Origin of the sequence: Streptomyces thermolilacinus SPC6 (assembly GCF_000478605.2) — a bacterium.
In the GTDB taxonomy this organism is placed as follows: domain Bacteria; phylum Actinomycetota; class Actinomycetes; order Streptomycetales; family Streptomycetaceae; genus Streptomyces; species Streptomyces thermolilacinus.
This window is the reverse complement of the sequence record NZ_ASHX02000001.1, coordinates 550,410-566,682: the sequence shown is the minus strand read 5'-3', so window position 1 is coordinate 566,682 and position 16,273 is coordinate 550,410. Positions and strand designations below refer to the sequence as shown.

Annotated in this window: 14 protein-coding genes and 1 tRNA gene; 7 read left to right on the top strand and 8 right to left on the bottom strand. The window is 74.2% G+C overall.

All coding sequences use genetic code 11. The features are described from left to right. Positions 1-13 precede the first annotated feature (13 nt). On the top strand, positions 14-1,510 hold the full coding sequence (locus J116_RS02500; RefSeq protein WP_099048202.1) for an NAD(P)/FAD-dependent oxidoreductase: 1,497 nt from the start codon (positions 14-16) through the stop codon (positions 1,508-1,510). A gap of 139 nt (positions 1,511-1,649) precedes the next feature. Here J116_RS02500 and J116_RS02495 read toward each other — a convergent pair whose 3' ends face one another. From J116_RS02495 to J116_RS02475, 5 genes are all read right to left on the bottom strand, one after another. Further along, positions 1,650-2,657 (bottom strand): DUF5914 domain-containing protein, encoded by a 1,008-nt coding sequence (locus J116_RS02495; protein WP_023590937.1) that lies wholly within the window; start codon positions 2,655-2,657, stop codon positions 1,650-1,652. Beyond that, positions 2,654-3,649, bottom strand: a complete 996-nt coding sequence (locus tag J116_RS02490; protein ID WP_023590938.1) for a phytoene/squalene synthase family protein — start codon at positions 3,647-3,649, stop codon at positions 2,654-2,656. Before J116_RS02490 ends, J116_RS02495 begins: the two co-directional genes overlap by 4 nt. Further along, positions 3,636-5,204: a phytoene desaturase family protein gene (crtI, locus tag J116_RS02485; RefSeq protein WP_028964739.1), complete on the bottom strand. Its 1,569-nt coding sequence runs from the start codon at positions 5,202-5,204 to the stop codon at positions 3,636-3,638. Before crtI ends, J116_RS02490 begins: the two co-directional genes overlap by 14 nt. Then, positions 5,201-6,343: a polyprenyl synthetase family protein gene (locus J116_RS02480; protein ID WP_023590940.1), complete on the bottom strand. Its 1,143-nt coding sequence runs from the start codon at positions 6,341-6,343 to the stop codon at positions 5,201-5,203. The genes crtI and J116_RS02480 overlap by 4 nt, the downstream gene beginning before the upstream one ends. Before the next feature lie 545 nt (positions 6,344-6,888). Further along, positions 6,889-7,776, bottom strand: coding sequence for an SDR family oxidoreductase (locus J116_RS02475; RefSeq protein ID WP_023590942.1), 888 nt, complete (start codon positions 7,774-7,776; stop codon positions 6,889-6,891). A 443-nt stretch (positions 7,777-8,219) separates the two neighbouring features. On the opposite strand from J116_RS02475, the gene J116_RS29345 reads away from it, so the two are divergent. Genes J116_RS29345 through J116_RS02450 form a run of 5 tightly spaced genes read left to right on the top strand, consistent with a single transcriptional unit; the run spans position 8,220 to position 12,522 of the window. After that, positions 8,220-10,532: an ATP-binding protein gene (locus J116_RS29345; protein ID WP_023590943.1), complete on the top strand. Its 2,313-nt coding sequence runs from the start codon at positions 8,220-8,222 to the stop codon at positions 10,530-10,532. Positions 10,533-10,539: 7 nt separating this feature from the next. Next, on the top strand, positions 10,540-10,974 hold the full coding sequence (locus J116_RS02465) for a roadblock/LC7 domain-containing protein (RefSeq protein WP_023590944.1): 435 nt from the start codon (positions 10,540-10,542) through the stop codon (positions 10,972-10,974). Between the two features lie 3 nt (positions 10,975-10,977). Next, positions 10,978-11,349: a DUF742 domain-containing protein gene (locus tag J116_RS02460; protein ID WP_023590945.1), complete on the top strand. Its 372-nt coding sequence runs from the start codon at positions 10,978-10,980 to the stop codon at positions 11,347-11,349. Further along, positions 11,327-11,953, top strand: coding sequence for a GTP-binding protein (locus tag J116_RS02455; RefSeq protein ID WP_023590946.1), 627 nt, complete (start codon positions 11,327-11,329; stop codon positions 11,951-11,953). Before J116_RS02460 ends, J116_RS02455 begins: the two co-directional genes overlap by 23 nt. Next, positions 11,950-12,522 carry a GAF domain-containing protein gene (locus tag J116_RS02450; protein ID WP_023590947.1) on the top strand — a complete coding sequence of 191 codons (573 nt, stop codon included), beginning with the start codon at positions 11,950-11,952 and terminating at the stop codon, positions 12,520-12,522. The genes J116_RS02455 and J116_RS02450 overlap by 4 nt, the downstream gene beginning before the upstream one ends. 76 nt (positions 12,523-12,598) lie before the next feature. On the opposite strand, the gene J116_RS02445 is transcribed toward J116_RS02450, so the two are convergent. Beyond that, positions 12,599-13,795, bottom strand: a complete 1,197-nt coding sequence (locus J116_RS02445) for an acyl-CoA dehydrogenase family protein (RefSeq protein WP_028964740.1) — start codon at positions 13,793-13,795, stop codon at positions 12,599-12,601. Positions 13,796-14,355: 560 nt separating this feature from the next. Here J116_RS02445 and J116_RS02440 point away from each other — a divergent pair. After that, a tRNA-Pro gene (locus J116_RS02440) sits at positions 14,356-14,429 on the top strand. 435 nt (positions 14,430-14,864) lie between these two features. On the opposite strand, the gene trxB is transcribed toward J116_RS02440, so the two are convergent. Next, positions 14,865-15,848, bottom strand: a complete 984-nt coding sequence (trxB, locus tag J116_RS02435) for a thioredoxin-disulfide reductase (RefSeq protein ID WP_028964741.1) — start codon at positions 15,846-15,848, stop codon at positions 14,865-14,867. Positions 15,849-15,853: 5 nt separating this feature from the next. After that, positions 15,854-16,273: an arsenate reductase ArsC gene (locus J116_RS02430; RefSeq protein WP_023590950.1), complete on the bottom strand. Its 420-nt coding sequence runs from the start codon at positions 16,271-16,273 to the stop codon at positions 15,854-15,856.

The following is a 16,273-nucleotide window of genomic DNA, read 5'->3' as shown; positions in this document are numbered from 1 at the left end:
GGCGGAGGTCATCATGCCCCCGCCCGGCCGGGATCGCTTCACGCCCGGCGACGCACCCGGCGTCGCCGTGGCCGGCGGCGGGATCGCCGGGCTGGCCGCGGCCACCCTGCTCGCCGAACGCGGCGCCCGCGTCACCCTCTACGAACGGGAGGCGACGCTCGGCGGACGTCTCGCCGGGTGGCGGACCCGCCTGGCCGACGGCTCCCCGGTGACCATGAGCCGCGGCTTCCACGCCTTCTTCCGCCAGTACTACAACCTGCGCGGACTGCTGCGGAGGACCGATCCCGGGCTCGACCGCCTCCGCCCGCTGCCGGACTACCCGCTGCGGCACAGCGGCGGGCTGACCGACAGCTTCGCCCGCGTCCCGCGCACCCCACCGCTCAGCGCGCTCGGCTTCGTCGCCCTCAGCCCGACCTTCGGCCGGCGCGACCTCGCCCGCATGGACGCCCGTGCGGCGCTGCCGCTCCTCGACGTCCGCGTACCCGAGGTCTATGACCGTTTCGACGACATGAGCGCGACGGCGTTCCTGGAACAGGTCCGCTTTCCCGAAGCAGCGCACCACCTGGCCTTCGAGGTGTTCTCGCGCAGCTTCTTCGCCGACCCCCGCGAACTGTCCGCCGCCGAACTGATCCTGATGTTCCACGTCTACTTCCTCGGCTCCGCCGAGGGCCTGCTCTTCGACGTGCCGGACGAGCCCTTCCCGCAGGCCCTGTGGGAGCCGCTCGGCGACTACCTCCAGCGCCTCGGGGCGGACATCCGCACCGGCACGCCCGTGCGCGAGGTCCGCCCCGAAGGCGACGGGCTTGTGCGGGTGCGGACCGACGACGCCGTGGACGGCCACGACGCCGCTGTCCTCGCCCTCGACCCGGGAGCGCTGCGCGCGGTGGTCGCCGCGTCCCCGGCCCTCGGCACCCCGGCCTGGCGGGACGACATCGCCGCCCTGACGACCGCCCCGCCGTTCCTCGTCTCCCGGCTGTGGCTCGACCGGCCCGTCCGCGTCGACCGCCCCGGGTTCCTCGGCACCAGCGGCTACGACGGCCTCGACAACGTCAGCGTCCTCGACCGCTACGAGGGGGAGGCCGCGCGCTGGGCCACCAGGACGGGCGGCTCCGTGGTGGAACTGCACGCCTACGCCGTGGCCGCCGGGGAGGAGCCCAAGGACGTGCAGGACCGGCTCCTCGGCGCACTGCGCCGCGTCTACCCGGAGACCCGCGAGGCGCGGATCGTGGACGCCCGGCACGAGTGGCGCGCGGACTGCCCGTCCTTCCCCGTCGGCTCCTCCGCGCGGCGGCCCGCTGTACGGACGCCCCACCCGAACGTGATGCTGGCCGGTGACGCGATCCGCTGCGACCTGCCGGTGGCCCTGATGGAACGCGCCGCCACCACCGGGTTCCTGGCGGCCGGGGCCCTGCTCGCGAACCGGGGCGTCCGCGGACAGGTGCTGTGGACGGTGCCGCGAGCAGGCCGCTCAGCCGCCCTGCGGGCGCTCGCCGGGTTCGGCCGCCGCTGAACGCCGGGTTCGCGCGCACCGCCGTGCCGGTGGGACGACGGCACGGCGGTGCGGCAGGGGCAGCGCCCGTACCGGACGGACCGTACGCCGCGGGGGCGTACGCCGCGTACGGCTTCGTCCCGCCGTGCCGCCGGAGCGCCTATCCCGGGAACCGGCCCGTGTTGCGCAGCTCCCAGCGCCGCTCCGCGTACGCCAGGTCGTCGCGCCACAGCCGGCCGGCCGCTCGACGCATCAACGGGCGCAGCACGGGCGCAGCGGCTCGCGCCAGCGCGAACCCACGCCGGTCCGAGGCGGCGACGACCGCTTCGACGACGGCGGTCCGGGGCCGCAGCGCCGACTTGCCGGTCACGGGCGTGGCATGCGTCTCCACCACTGACGTGCTGCCTTCCCCCTCGGTGATGCGCATGACGACCGTGCGGGGCTCCGGGGCGGTGAACTCCGCCCGCACCGGGACCACCAGACGACCGGTCACCCGGAAGGAGACATCCACGACGAAGACGTCGTCCTCCTCCCCGCGGGGTGGCCGGGCCACCGTCAGGTCCACGAACGAGTACGGGTGGAACCACGAGCCGTGCCACGGGTCGAGCCGGTTGGCGATCACGTCCTCGGGCTCGCACCGCCCGATGGCGGTGAAGACGGCGTCCACCCCGCTGCCGGCTCGTGGACGCGCCGGCACCACCGGACGCTCCGACGGCTCCTCCCCGCCGACCGCGTCGAGCCGGACCCACACGAGGACCCCGTCATCGTGCACCGGATACGGGTCCCACCCGGCGAAGGAGCCGCCGTCCAGCGCCAGTCCGTGCCAGTGGCACACCAGCGTCCCGCACACCACCCGGCCGTCCCGCAGGGGAGCCCCCAGGTGCGGGCAGGCGCCGGGGCCCGCGTGCAGCTCGCCGGACCCCGACCGCCACAGCACGACCTCGACACCGCCCGCCGTCCTGCCGACAGGTCCACCGTCGGTCCGCACCTCGCGGGACGCGCCGACGACGTACCAGTTGCCGGAAGGACGTGCCGAGGCCCGCTTGAGCGCGTCGGCGATCAGAGCGGGGCGCGCCTCCCGCCACGTCGGCGCCTGCGTCGCCCAGTCCCGCCGGGGGCGCCGCCGCAGGGGCGGGGTCCACCTGGTGCGGTCCGCTCGGTCACTCACCTGACGGGTCCTTTCCGCTGGAGGGCTCCGCCGCTCGTGCGGGTGGCGCTCGGTCCGGTACGGGCACGCCGGTGAGCCCGTGCGAGCTGTACGACTCCGGCGGCGGCCGTGGCCGCGCGGCGCCGACGGGACACCACAGCACGGCGGTGCAGCACCGTGTACCCCTGGTCCGCGATCGCGTCGAGGATGGCGCCGTAGAGGGTGAACGCGGCGCGGATGCACGGGCGGGTGCGCGGGTCGAGCATGCCGATGCCCGGCTCCGCGGTCCGGTACACCGCTCGGGTCAGGGCTTCCGCCGCGACGAGGGCCGCGCGGATGCGCGGGTCGGTGCGGCCCGTGCGGCGGCTCCACTCCAGCAGCGGCCGGTCCACGCCGTGGGCGGCGAGCAGGTCCGCCGGAAGATAGACGCGCCCCCGGTCCAGGTCCTCGCCCACGTCCCGCAGGAAGTTGGTGAGCTGGAACGCCACGCCGAGCGCCGCCGCGTGCGGGGCCGCCTCCTCCCGCGGGACGACGGTGCCGAGGACGGGCAGCATCTGCAGGCCGATCACCGCGGCCGAGCCGTGCATGTAGGCCCGCAGGTCGGCGTAGGTCGGGTAGTCCGTGACGTGCAGGTCGCTGCGCATCGATGCCAGGAAGTCCGCGAACAGTTTGTGCTCGACGGCGTACCGCTCGGCGGTGTCGGCGACGGCCCGGACCACCGGCTCGTCGCTCTCGCCGGTGCGCAGCCCCCGGGCGAGGTCGCTCTCCAGGCGCCGCAGCAGCCGGTCGCGCTCGCCGGGTGTCAGGCGCCGGTCCAGGTCGTCCACGATGTCGTCCGCCCAGCGGGCGAAACCGTACAGCGCGTGCACGGCGGACCGGCGTTCCACCGGCATCAGCCGGGTGGCCAGGAAGTAGCTCTTGCCGTGGCGGGCGTTGAGCAGTCGGCACTCGGAGTAGGCGGCGCGCAGGGCCGGGTCGGTGATGCCCGCGGCGTCCAGTTCACGACGGCTCATGGACGCCTTCCACGACCGGTACGACGGGCCCGGCGGCCCCGCGCCGCACGGGACGGGGCCGCGCGCGGCGGGGTGCCGCGCCGGTGACGCGGGCGGCGGCGAGCTTGCCGCTGATGAGCACCGTCGGCACCCCGACGCCGGGCGTGGTGCCGCAGCCCGCCAGCACGACGTTCTCCACCCCGCGCACCAGATTGCGCGGGCGGAACGGGCCGGTCTGGGCGAATGTGTGCGCCACCGAGAAGGGGCCGCCGGCCGCGTGCCCCTGCCCCTCCCAGTCGAGCGGCGTCACCAGCAGCTCCTCCTCGACGCTGTCCCCGAATCCGTCGAGCCCCCGCCGCTCCAGCTCGGCGACGAGGCCGTCGCGGTAGCGCGGGCCCAGATCACGCCACTGCGGGCCGGAGGGGCCCACATCCGTGTTCGGGCAGGGGGCGAGGACGTAGTGCAGGTGCCTGCCGGGCGGGGCCAGACCGGGATCGTGCGTGGTCGGCCGGGTGATCAGGAGGGACGGGTCACTCATCAGGCGCCCCGCGCGGGTCAGTTCGTCGAAGGTCCGCTCCCAGGCCGCGCCGAAGGAGAGGGTGTGGTGGGCGAGGCCGGGCCAGGTGCGGTCGGTACCGGCGTGCAGGATGACGGCGGACGGCGAGTGCCGAAGCCGCACCGGACGGTTCGGGGCACGCCCCAGGAGGCGGTGCGCCGCGGGCAGCTCGCAGGTCAGCACCACGGCGTCACACGCGATCCGCTCGCCCGACGCCAGCCGTACGGCACGGACCCGGCCTCCCGAGCGCTCCAGCGCGGTCGCCTCGGCCGACCAGCGGAAGTCGGCGCCCGCCCCCGCCGCCGCTTCCGCCATCCCGCGGGGCAGCGCGTGCATACCGCCACGGGGAAACCAGACGCCGGCCACGGTGTCCATGTAGGCGATCACCGCGTACGCCGCCAGGGCCCTCGCGGGGGCGACCCCCGCGTACAGGGCCTGGAAGGAGAAGACCCTGCGCAGGCGCGGGTCGGTGAGGAAGCGGCCGATGCGCCGGTCCAGTCGGCCGAAACCGCCCAGTGCCGCCAGACGGGCCAGGTCCGGGTGCAGCAGCTGGAAGGGCGAGTCGAAGTTCGTGTCGATGAACCGGCGCATCTGGGCCCGGTACAGCCGCTCCAGCCACTGCCGCAGCTCCCGGTAGCCGGCCGCCTCGGCCGGCCCGGCGAACCGCCTGACCTCGGCCTCCATCGCGTCGCCTTCGGTGTGCACGTCCAGTGAGCTGCCGTCCGCGAACCACGCCCGGTAGGCGGGGTGGAGGGCCGTCAGCGTGACGTGCCGGGCGAGGCTGTCGCCCACCGCGGCGAACGCCTCGTCGGCCAGGTGCGGCATGGTCAGGACGGTGGGCCCGGTGTCGATCTCGTAGCCGGCCACGCTGACGCGGCCCGCCCGGCCCCCCGGCCCGCTGTCGCGTTCGACCACGGTCACCCGGCGGCCGGCACCCAGCAGATGCAGCGCGCACGCGAGCCCGGAGAGCCCGGCGCCCACCACGACCACGTGATCCGTCGGCCCCGGTACCGTCCTCACGCCGCCTCCCCGGCACACCCGGCCCCGGCCCCGCAAGCCCGTTCGACGAGTGCCGAGAACTCCCGTCGGACGGACGGTTCCGCGCCGGTCCGGTCGAAGTGCCGCAGGCTCGCCGCGGCCAGCTCCGCGATCTTCGACTCGACGACCGCCCGCGCCCCGGTGCGCTCCAGCGCCGCACGTGTCCGCTGCACGTCGTCGTCGGACACGGACGGCCCACGTGGGGCGAGCAGGTTCGCCGCCTCCCGGTCACCACAGGCCTCGGCGAGCCCGCGCCCGACGGCGAACAGGTAGGTGGGCTTTCGCGTACGCAGGTCCTCGTCGGCCGGTTTGCCCGTCAGCGCCGGGTCTCCGAAGGTGCCGAGGAGATCGTCGCGGAGCTGGAAGGCCAGACCGGCACTCCGCCCGGCGGAACGCAGCGCGTCCAGGACGGGGGCGTCCGCCCCGGCCAGGGACGCGCCCAGCGCCAGGGGCCGCTCGACGGTGTACAGGGCGCTCTTCAGCGTGGCGACCACCACCGCGTCCGCGACACCGGACGCGCCGGTCGCCTGCGCGCGGATGTCCCGGTACTGACCGGCGACCATCTCCCCGCGCATCGCCTGCCACTCGCGGTACAGCCGGGGGCCGTGCGGCGAGCGGAGAGCCGTCTCGGTCAGCAGGTCGTCCGCCCAGGCCAGTGCCAGGTCTCCGGCGAGCACGGCCGCGGAGGTCGCGAACGCCTCGGCCGGGCCGACCATGCGCGCGGCCTTGTGCAGACGGGCGAACTCCACGTGCACGGCCGGTCCGCCGCGCCGCAGCGGTGATCCATCCATCACGTCGTCGTGGACGAGGGCGCACGCCTGGACGAGTTCGAGCGCGGCACCCGTCCTCAGGACCGGTGCCGCACACCCTGATCCGCCGGCGGCCCGCCACCCGCACCACGCGAACGCCGTGCGCAGCCGCTTCCCGCCGCGCAGGACCAGCGCCCCCACACGTTCGGCGACCTCACGCGCGAACACCCGGTCCGTGTCCCGGGTCCGGCGCAGATTCTCGTCGAGGACGCGCCGGAGCTCCGTCTCCACGGCCCGTGCCACGTCGCGGGCTGTGAGCGGACGGCCGGCCGGCCTGACCGGTTCGGCCGCGGTGGGCCACGGTCCCAGCATGCACAACCCCTTCTCCCTGCCGGTCACCTGCACATCAGCGCTTCGGACGGCTGCGCTCGGACGGATGCGGTGATTCCTGCCCCGTCCGCGGGCGCTCCGGATGACTGTCACGCCATCGGACCAGTGAGGCACTGTCCTGGCGGTGTGTCGCCTCCGGTGCGCGGAGGGCCGCGAGGCCGCCCGAGGGGTCAGTCGCGGCCGCGTGCGCGCCGGAAGCGCGCCAGCCCGTCGGAGAGCGCGACCAGCGGCCCGGGGTGGCCGACGCGGGCCCGCCGGCCCGCCGGAAGGCGCCACGGTTCGCGCACGAAGCCGTCGCCACGCCGCGAAGCTCGGGCACCCACCGCCGTACCCGTAGGTGCCCCGAGGGTCGAAACGCCTGCCCCTCACGACCGGGTTGCCCCGCCCCGTGGCACCGGGCGGGGCCCTCCACACGATCACTCCGGCCGTGTCGCGCGGAACGGACGCACATCACCCACATGACCGCGCGCCCGTCACGGGAGGCCGCCCACCACCTCCGACCAGCGCGTTCCGGGTGCGGCACGCGGTCAGCCACCGCCCGGAAAGACGGTCTGATCGGCTTGGCCACCGGCGCCGAGCAGTCCGGTCGCCTCGAACGGCCGGGCGGCCTCGATACGCGGCAGCTCCCGCCGGGACACCATCGTCACCACCGCGGGCATCGCGGCGCGCACCAGCTGCGCCGACCGCAGCCAGCGGGGTACGTAGACCGACGGGCGGCGCCGCTCGATCGCGGTGACCAGCCGGTCGGCCACGTACCCGACGGGGTACACCCGGCGTGCCGGCGGTGGCATGTGGCCGCGGAGTTCGCGCAGCACCGTGTACTGGTCCGCGTCGCGGATCATGTCGGTGTCCGTCCAGTTGATGTAGGCGATACCGACTCCCACCCGCCGGTGGGCGACCTCGGCCCGCAGCGCCTGAGCGAACGACTCGACGCCTGCCTTCGAGGCGCAGTACGCGCTCATCATCGGCGCCGCGCCGATGGAGGCGAGCGACGCCACCTGGAGGAAGAAGCCGGACGTCTCGAACAGGTCGCCGATGAACGTACGGGCGGTCGCCGCACTGCCCACGAGGTTCACCTCGATCACCCTGCGCCACACCGCGGGGTCGGACTCGGCGAACGGGCCGCCCTCGGCCACGCCCGCGTTGGCGACCACCACGGAGGGAGGACCGAACCGCGCCCGGATCTCCTCGGCGGACCGCGCCAGGCCGGCGTCGTCCGTGACATCGACCTCCCAGCACGCGCACTCGCCCGGGAGCAAGTCCCTGACCCGCGCCAGTGTCCGTTCCTCGCGCCCGAGCAGCGCCACCCGCGCTCCCCGGACGGACAGCTCCCGCGCCATCGCGGCTCCGAGTCCGCGTGCCGCTCCCGTGACGACCGCGGTCCGTCCGCGCAGCGGGCTCTCGACGACCGGCATGGCACGGCTCCTCTCCGCGGCGGCGTACTCCCGCTCACCGTAAGCACGGGCCGCCCCGACGGCATGTCGGCGGCTTCCCGTACCGAGCCTGACCGGCTCCGACGCGGCCGGACGGCGCACCTCACCGCCGCGCTCACCCCTTCGGCCGCCGACCGCCGCGGGGTTCCGCATGGCGCCCCGCCGCCCGTTGCCCACCGCCTGGCCGGTCCCCGGACCGTCGGTGATATCGGGCGGCCGTGCGACCCCTCATACCAGAGCGGGACGCTCTACGGGCAAGTTTGACGACAGCCCACCGCACATGAACCGTGGGCGACTACCGTGTGTGGCCGGTGATCAACGGTGGGCTCATCGGACGAGCGGCCCGACCTCCGCCATCCGATGCCCCACGCCCGTTTGGCGCCGAAACACGCCGATTCCCTGGGACCCACGTACCAAGGACACTGATGTCTCCACTTCGCGCACCCGCCGCGCGGCCCGACCGCCGAGAGGGCGGCGGGCGGCACGGCCGGTCAGGCGCCCGCCCCCTGGCGCAGCACGGCAGGCCGAAGCCCGCGACGCCCCCGCCGGACGCCCGCATACGACCCCGACTCCTGCGCGCCGCCGTGCCGCCGGCCGCCGTGGCCGCGCTCGGCGGCGCCGGAGCGGTCGTGTTCACCCTGTACTCCACCGGAGCCCGGCCGACCGCCGCGCTCTGGACGGTCCTCGGCTGCGCCGCCGCCCTCGCGGTGGCCGCCGTGACCGCCGCCTGGCTCGACGCCGACCGCGCCGCCCGCTCCGTACTGGACCGCTGCAACGACCTGCGCCGCACCACCGCGCACGCACAGAACGAACTGCGCGGCGTCGTCGAGCAGTTGCGCAGGGGCGAGCGGCCACCGGCCCGGCAGATCCCGCCACCCGGGCCCACGGGCGACGACCTCGACCTGCTCGCCCATGAGCTCGGCCGCGCCCAGGACGCCGCCGTCGCGGCCGTCGTCCAGGCGTCCCAGCTCTCCAGCAGCCTCCGCAACGAACAGAAGGTCGAGGTCTTCGTCAACCTCGCCCGCCGCCTCCAGTCCCTCGTCCACCGCGAGATCCAGCTGCTGGACGAGCTGGAGAACGCCGTCGAGGACCCCGAGCTGCTCAAGGGCCTCTTCCACGTCGATCACCTGGCGACCCGCATCCGCCGCCACGCCGAGAACCTCGCCGTGCTCGGCGGCGCCATCGCCCGCCGCCAGTGGTCCAACCCGGTCAGCATGACCGAGGTGCTGCGCTCCTCCATCGCCGAGGTCGAGCAGTACCCGCGCGTCAAACTGGTCCCGCCGATCGACGGCACCCTGCGCGGCCACGCCGTCGCCGACGTCATCCACCTCCTCGCCGAACTCGTCGAGAACGCCACGCTGTACTCCGCCCCGCACACGACGGTTTTGCTGCGCGCCCAGTACGTCACGGCCGGGCTCGCCGTCGAGGTGGAGGACCGCGGCCTGGGCATGCCCGTCGCCGAGCAGGAGAAGATGAACGCCCTGCTCTGCGACCCGGACCAGGTCAACGTGGCGCACCTGCTCCAGGACGGCCGGATCGGCCTGTACGTCGTCTCGGCCCTGGCCCGCAGGCACGGCATCGCCGTACGGCTCCAGTCCAACATCTACGGCGGGGTGCAGGCCGTCCTGGTCGTCCCGCAGGAGCTCCTGGGCGCCGACCCGGCCAACCCGCACCAGGCCGGCCGCCCGCAAACCGGCACGTCCGGCGACGCGGCGCGAACCGCGCCCGGCACGTCCGTGGCGGCCGACGCCCTGCCGGCCGGTGCCATGCCCTCCGGTGCCGCGCGGGCGGCGATCCCCGCCCCGTACGACGCCCACCAGGCCCACGACGCCCACGACCCCGTACGGGCACCGGTCGCGGCGGACGGGGGCGACCGCCTGCCGCGCCAGCCACGCCACGCGGCCCCGGCGCGTGCGGCCGGGCCGCAGCCCGCGCCCCTCCCCGTACGCGGCGGTGAACGCCCCGACCGGCAGCCCCACTCGCCGCACGGGCCCGAAGGCGCAAGCGCGGCGCACCAGGACCCGGCGCAGGGCGGCCAGGGCCGGTACGCCACCGAACCGGCGCGGCACCGCCCCGGCCACGGGGACCGCGCGCCGCTGCCGGAACCGGCCGCCCGCCAGGACCACGCGGGGCCCGAGCCCGTCCGGCCCGACGCCGCGCCGCCCCAGCCCCAGCCCGCCGCGTCGCCCGGCCCCGTACCCCCGCACTCGGCCGGCGGCCACCCGGAACCGGCCGCGAACCCCCCGGCCGCGCCGCACCTGCCCGCCCAACTGCCCCGGCACGCACCGGAAGTCCCCGCACCACCGGCCGCCCAGGCCCCGGCGCAGCCCGCCCCGCAGCCCGCCCAGGCACAGTCGCCGCCCGCCGAGGGGGACGCCCCGGCCCCGGTGCCCGGCCAGGACGGGCGCCCCCGGCTGCCGAAGCGGCGCGCCCAGGAGCACCTCGTGCCGCAGTTGCGCGACGAGCCGGTACGGCGCCGCCACGACGACGTCCCCCTGCACGACCCGGGGCTGATGGCGGCGTTCCAGCGCGGCATCGGCCTGGCGGAGTCCATGCCGCCGTCGTCCCCGCCCCCCGCGGCCCCCCAGGCCGCGACGCCCCACGCCCTGCCGTCCCCGGCGCCGCTCCCGGTGCCGGACGCGTCACGGGACCGGGCCGGAACCCCGGTACGGGCCCGGACCGCCCCGCCCCTCGGCCCCGCCGAACCGCAGCGACACGACGAAGCGCACAAGGAGTAGATGCACCATGGTGAGCGATGTGCCCGGCGGCCACGCCCCCGACCTCGACTGGCTCCTCGCGGGCCTGGTCCAGCGGGTCCCGTACACCCGCAGCGCGGTTCTGCTCTCCTCGGACGGCCTGGTGAAATCGGTGCACGGCCTCGACCCGGACAGCGCCGACCACATGGCGGCCCTCGCCTCCGGGCTCCATTCGCTCGGCCGCAGCGCCGGGGCCCGCTTCGGCGACGGTGACGAGGTCCGCCAGGTCGTCGTGGAGCTCGACAACACGCTGCTGTTCGTCTCCACCGCCGGCTCCGGCACCTGCCTCGCCGTCGTCGCGGGCCGCGAGACGGACGCCGCCGTCCTCGGGTACGAGATGACGATGCTGGTCAAGAGCGTACGGCCGTACCTGGTCACCCCGGCCAGGCACGCGACCGCCGCCCCCGGCACCCCGGGGCGCTGAGCCGTGCCGTACCGACAGGACAGGCCGTGGCTCGACGACGCGGCCGGCCGCCTCATCCGCCCGTACACCGTGAGCGGCGGCCGCACCCGGCCGACCGCCGCCCTCGACCTGCTGTCGCTCGTCATGGCTACGGGGGCGCCGCCTCCGGCGCCGCTCGGCCCAGAGCACACGACGGCGCTCCGCCTGTGCGACGGGCCGACATCGGTCGCGGAGATCGCCGCGCACCTGCGGTTACCCGCGGTCGTCACCAAGGTCCTGCTCTCCGACCTGGTGGACTGCGGCGCGCTGACCGCGCGGGCGCCCCGCCGCCACCACGACACGACCGACCGTTCCCTGCTGGAGGCAGTGCTCGATGGCCTACGACGACGGCTCTGAACGCGGGGCCGAGACCGAGGACGTGTTCCCGACCGCCCTGAAGATCCTCGTCGCGGGGGGCTTCGGCGTCGGCAAGACCACCTTCGTCGGCGCGGTGAGCGAGATCGACCCGCTCAGCACGGAGGAGGTGCTCACCCAGGTGAGCGCCGCCACCGACCGGCTGGACGGCATCGAGTCGAAGACCACCACCACCGTCGCGATGGACTTCGGCCGCCTCACCCTCGACCCGCGCCATGTGCTGTACCTGTTCGGCACCCCCGGACAGGAGCGCTTCTGGTTCATGTGGGACGAGCTGTCCGAGGGGGCGCTCGGCGCGGTCGTCCTCGCCGACACGCGCCGCCTCCAGGACTCGTTCTCGGCCGTGGACTTCTTCGAGCGCCGCGGCATCCGCTTCGTCGTCGCCGTCAACGAGTTCGACGGCGCCTACCGCTACGACCCCGAGGAGGTACGCGCCGCCATCGACCTCCGGCCGGAGGTACCGGTCGTGCTGTGCGACGCCCGGATCGCCGTCTCCGGTATCGAGACCCTCGTCACCCTGGTCCAGCACCTGCTGGCCACCAACCCGGCCCCGGCACCGGCGCCGAGCTACGGAGCACCCGCATGACCTACGACCCGACCGGACACCTCCTCCTCACGCCCGTCGACCAGGAGGCGCCCGCCCGAGTGCGGCGGCTGCGCGAGCTGGGCCTGGGGGAGCGCCCCGACCCCGCGTTCGACGCGTTCGCCGACCGGCTCGCCGAGGTGACCGGCGCGCCGTACTCGATGGTCAACTTCATCGACGAGAACCGGCAGTTCTTCGCGGGCCTGCACACCCCGACGGGCACGCACTCGGGCACCCACTCCGGCGCGGACCTCGCCGCCCACGGCACCGTCAGCCGCTACATGGCCCGCGACCACGGCTACTGCCCGCACGTGGTGGTGCGCCGCAAGGCCCTGGTCCTGGAGGACGTGTGCGACTACCCGCGGTTCGCCGGGAACCCGGTCGTGGACGAGATCGGCATCCGCTCGTACCTGGGCGCGCCGCTCATCGACCGCACGGGCACGACCCTCGGCACGATCTGCGTCGTGGACACCGAGCCGCGGCCGTGGGGCCGGGCGGGGCTGGAGACGATCAAGTCGCTCGCGGCGGAGCTGGTGGAGCAGATCCACCGCCGGGAGGACGGCCGCATCTGACGCCCGGGCCGCGTCGCGTCCATTCCGTCCCGCCGTCCCCGAGGGTGTTCGTACGCCCCCTCGGGGACGCCGCGTCTCACGGGACGGGTTCCCTCCGCACGGCATCGGTGAGCCGCTCGGACCACTGCCCCTTCGCCGTGCCGAGCGCCACCTCCGCGAGCCGCAGCAGCTGGACGTCCGAGGTCCCGGCCGGGGCGAACATGTGGTGGGCGTCCCGCAGATACCGCTCGATCGGCCGGTCCGTGAACAGCCCGGCGGCCGCGTGAATCTCCATCGCGTTGCGCGCCGAGTCCATCGCCCATTCGACGTTGACGAGCTTCGCGTTCATCAACTCGGCGTCACAGGGCAGCCCTTGGTCCAGCAGGTGCACGGCGTGATACGCGGTGAGACGCGCCGTCATCAGCCGCGACTGGAGCTGGCCCAGCTTGAGCTTCACCGAGGGCAGGGCGTGCAGGGGCTCGCCGTACCGGTGCCGCTCCTCGCAGAAGCGGGCGGTCTCCTCCAGGATCGCCTGGTGCAGGCCGAGGGAGACGGCGGTCAGGTTGGCCCGCCCGTAGAGCACGCTGGAGGAGTACGCGACGGCCAGCCCGTCGCCCTCCTCGCCGAGCCGGTTGGCGGCGGGGACCCGACAGCCCTCGAAGAGCAGCTCGCCGAAGCTGAAGCCGTGCAGTCCCATCGTCGGCTTCTCGGCGCAGACCCGCAGGCCCGGCCGGTCGGCCTCCACCAGGAAGGCGGTGAGTCCCTTCGAGCCTGGGCCGGTGCGCACGACGACGCCGTGCAGATCGCCGACATGGCTGTTGCCGACGAACACCTTGCGGCCGTTGAGGACGTAGTCGTCGCCGTCGCGCACGGCGGTGGCGGCCATGCCGAGGACATGGCCGCCGGACTCCGGCTCGGTCACGGCGATGGTCGGCAGGCACTCGCCGGCGGCTATGAGCGGCAGCCACGTCTTCTTCTGCTCGTCGCTCCCGAAGTGAACGATCTTCGCGACACCCAGCTGGGACGCCTGCACCATGGCGCCCATCGCCGCGCTCACCCGGGACAGCTCCTCGATGATGATGGTCTTGCCGAGGTGGCCGACGCCCATGCCGCCGAGCTCCGTGCCGATCGTCGCGCCCAGCCAGCCCTGGCGGGCTATGAGCCGGGACAGCTCGTGGTGCACGGACCGGGTCGCCTCCATGGCGGAAATCCTTGGTCTGACCTCGGCCTCGGCGAACTCCCTCACCTGTTGTCTCAGTTGGTGGTGCGGCCGACCGGCGAAGTAGCCGTCCATGCGAGCGCTCCTCTGCGAAACGCCTGCCCGCGCGGTTGTTCGAGCAGGTGGTGCATCGGTAGTGGTCCCGTCCCGAGCAGGCAGACACCCCATGGTGTTGATCTCCCGGGAGCGGTTCAACAAGGTCGTGAACAATGTCTGAAACGCGATTTGTTGACGTTCGTTGAGGACTGTGCATGGTGTCGTGCCGTCTGGCCAGCCCCCCGAAGGCATTCCCGCCGTGCGTTCGTGTGCCACATGCCAGCGGCAAGGAAGGGGCGACGACGCCCCTGCGAGAGGTCCCGCCCCTCCGGCCCCCGGCCCCACCAGCCCCCGAGCCCGCCATGGCACCCGAGCGCACCAGCCGTCACCGAGTACTTCCGCAGCGTTAACCAATGGCCGAAGACCAGTCCAGCGCCCGGAGGCGCCAGGGGGCGCGCAGAACATCTCGCACGCCCCCTGTGCGCGCCCCTCGCGCCCTGACACGCGCCCCTCGCCAAAGCGGTTAGTGATCACCACCCGGAGTGCGGTATTGTTCTCATGCACGCCGGGCCGGGGGAAACTCCAGGTCAGACGGGCAACGGGACGTGGCGCAGCTTGGTAGCGCACTTGACTGGGGGTCAAGGGGTCGCAGGTTCAAATCCTGTCGTCCCGACTTTGCGAAGTCGCAGATCGAGGGGCCGTTTCGGAGAGATCCGAAACGGCCCCTCGACCGTTTTGGGGGACCAGTCGGACCAGTCGGACCAGTCGGACCAGTAGGACGAGCCGGGGATCAACGTGCCCGACCGGTCAGCGCGCGATGACGGCCGGGTCCGGCAGGGACCCAAGGGGGACGCCGGCGTCCGCTCACCAGGTCGGCCCGGTGTGGCGGAGACCGTGGCGCCGCGGGTGCCGACCACCAGCGCGTGGTCCATGGGCTTCTGCCGCCGGTCCGGCACACGCGGCGGCTGGCGCCACGTGGCGCCGGGCGGAACGGGCATCCCCTCAAGGGGCTTTCGGGACTGCTCGAAGCGCTGCCGGTGCCGCGGAATCGGCACAGCGCGGGCCGCCCCGGTGGACGTTCCGAGTCGGCCCGCGCCTCTGAGGCCGGTCAGACCGGGGCCGCGACGGGTTCCGGCTCGGCCGGGGCCGCGGGGCGGGCCGCCAGGTACCGCTCGGCGTCGAGGGCGGCGGCCGCACCGGTGCCCGCGGCGGTGATGGCCTGGCGGTAGGTGTGGTCGACGACGTCACCGGCGGCGAACACGCCGGGAAGATTCGTACGCGTCGAAGGGGAGGCCACCGTGACGTAGCCCTCGGCGTCGAGGTGGAGCCGGCCGGTGAAGAGCTCGGTGCGCGGATCCTGGCCGATGGCGATGAACAGACCGGTGACGTCCAGGTCGCGGGTGGCACCGGTGAGGACGTCCCGCAGGACGACGCCGCCCAGCACGCCGTCGGTCTCCTTGATCTCGGCGATCTCGCTGTCGAGGACGAAGGAGATCTTGTCGTCGGCGAAGGCCCGGTCCTGCATGACCTTCGACGCGCGCAGGGTGGAGCGGCGGTGGACGACGGTGACCGACCTCGCGAATCGGGTGAGGAAGGTGGCTTCCTCCATGGCGGTGTCGCCGCCGCCGACCACGACGATGTCGCGATCGCGGAAGAAGAATCCGTCGCAGGTCGCGCACCAGGACACGCCCCGCCCCGAGAGCTCCTCTTCCTTCGGGAGGCCGAGCTTGCGGTAGCCGGAGCCGGTCGCGACGATCACCGTCCGGGCGCGGTGGACGGTGCCGGCCGAGTCGGTGAGGACCTTGACATCGCCGGTCAGGTCGACGGAGACGATGTCGTCGTCGATCATTTCGGCGCCGAACCTCTCGGCCTGCGCCCGCATGTTCTCCATCAGGGCGGGTCCGTCGACACCGTCGGGGAAGCCGGGGAAGTTCTCCACCTCGGTCGTCGTCGTGAGTGACCCGCCGACGAAGACGGAGCTGCCGAACAGCAGGGGCTCGAGCTGGGCGCGGGCGGTGTAGAGGGCGGCGGTGTATCCGGCGGGGCCGGAGCCGATGATGACGACCTCGCGCACGTCGCGCGGCTCCGTCACGGGGTTCACGCCTCCTGCTTGGCGTCGATCTCCGCGATCAGGGCCTCGATGCGGGTCTTGATCTCGTCGCGGATGGGGCGTACGGACTCGACGCCCTTGCCTGCGGGGTCTTCGAGGGCCCAGTCGAGGTACTTCTTGCCGGGGAAGACCGGGCAGGCGTCGCCGCAGCCCATCGTGATGACGTAGTCCGACGCCTGGACGGCCTCGGTGGTGAGGATCTTCGGCTTGGCGGCGGAGATGTCGATGCCGACTTCCTTCATCGCCTCGACAGCGGCGGGGTTCACCCGGTCGCCGGGGACGGAACCGGCGGAGCGGACCTCGACGCGGTCGCCCGCGAGGTGGGAGAGGAAACCGGCGGCCATCTGCGAACGGCCGGCGTTGTGCACGCAGACGAACAGCACGGAGGCGAGCGGAGCGGAGGACAT

Excerpts from the sequence above, each read along its gene's own strand:
- J116_RS02500 (WP_099048202.1), top strand. The coding sequence starts at position 14 with ATGCCCCCGCCCGGCCGGGATCGCTTCACGCCCGGCGACGCACCCGGC.
- J116_RS02490 (WP_023590938.1), bottom strand. The coding sequence starts at position 3,649 with ATGAGCCGTCGTGAACTGGACGCCGCGGGCATCACCGACCCGGCCCTG.
- J116_RS02480 (WP_023590940.1), bottom strand. The coding sequence starts at position 6,343 with ATGCTGGGACCGTGGCCCACCGCGGCCGAACCGGTCAGGCCGGCCGGC.
- J116_RS02475 (WP_023590942.1), bottom strand. The coding sequence starts at position 7,776 with ATGCCGGTCGTCGAGAGCCCGCTGCGCGGACGGACCGCGGTCGTCACG.
- J116_RS29345 (WP_023590943.1), top strand. The coding sequence starts at position 8,220 with ATGTCTCCACTTCGCGCACCCGCCGCGCGGCCCGACCGCCGAGAGGGC.
- J116_RS02465 (WP_023590944.1), top strand. The coding sequence starts at position 10,540 with ATGGTGAGCGATGTGCCCGGCGGCCACGCCCCCGACCTCGACTGGCTC.
- J116_RS02455 (WP_023590946.1), top strand. The coding sequence starts at position 11,327 with ATGGCCTACGACGACGGCTCTGAACGCGGGGCCGAGACCGAGGACGTG.
- J116_RS02450 (WP_023590947.1), top strand. The coding sequence starts at position 11,950 with ATGACCTACGACCCGACCGGACACCTCCTCCTCACGCCCGTCGACCAG.
- J116_RS02445 (WP_028964740.1), bottom strand. The coding sequence starts at position 13,795 with ATGGACGGCTACTTCGCCGGTCGGCCGCACCACCAACTGAGACAACAG.
- J116_RS02430 (WP_023590950.1), bottom strand. The coding sequence starts at position 16,273 with ATGTCCTCCGCTCCGCTCGCCTCCGTGCTGTTCGTCTGCGTGCACAAC.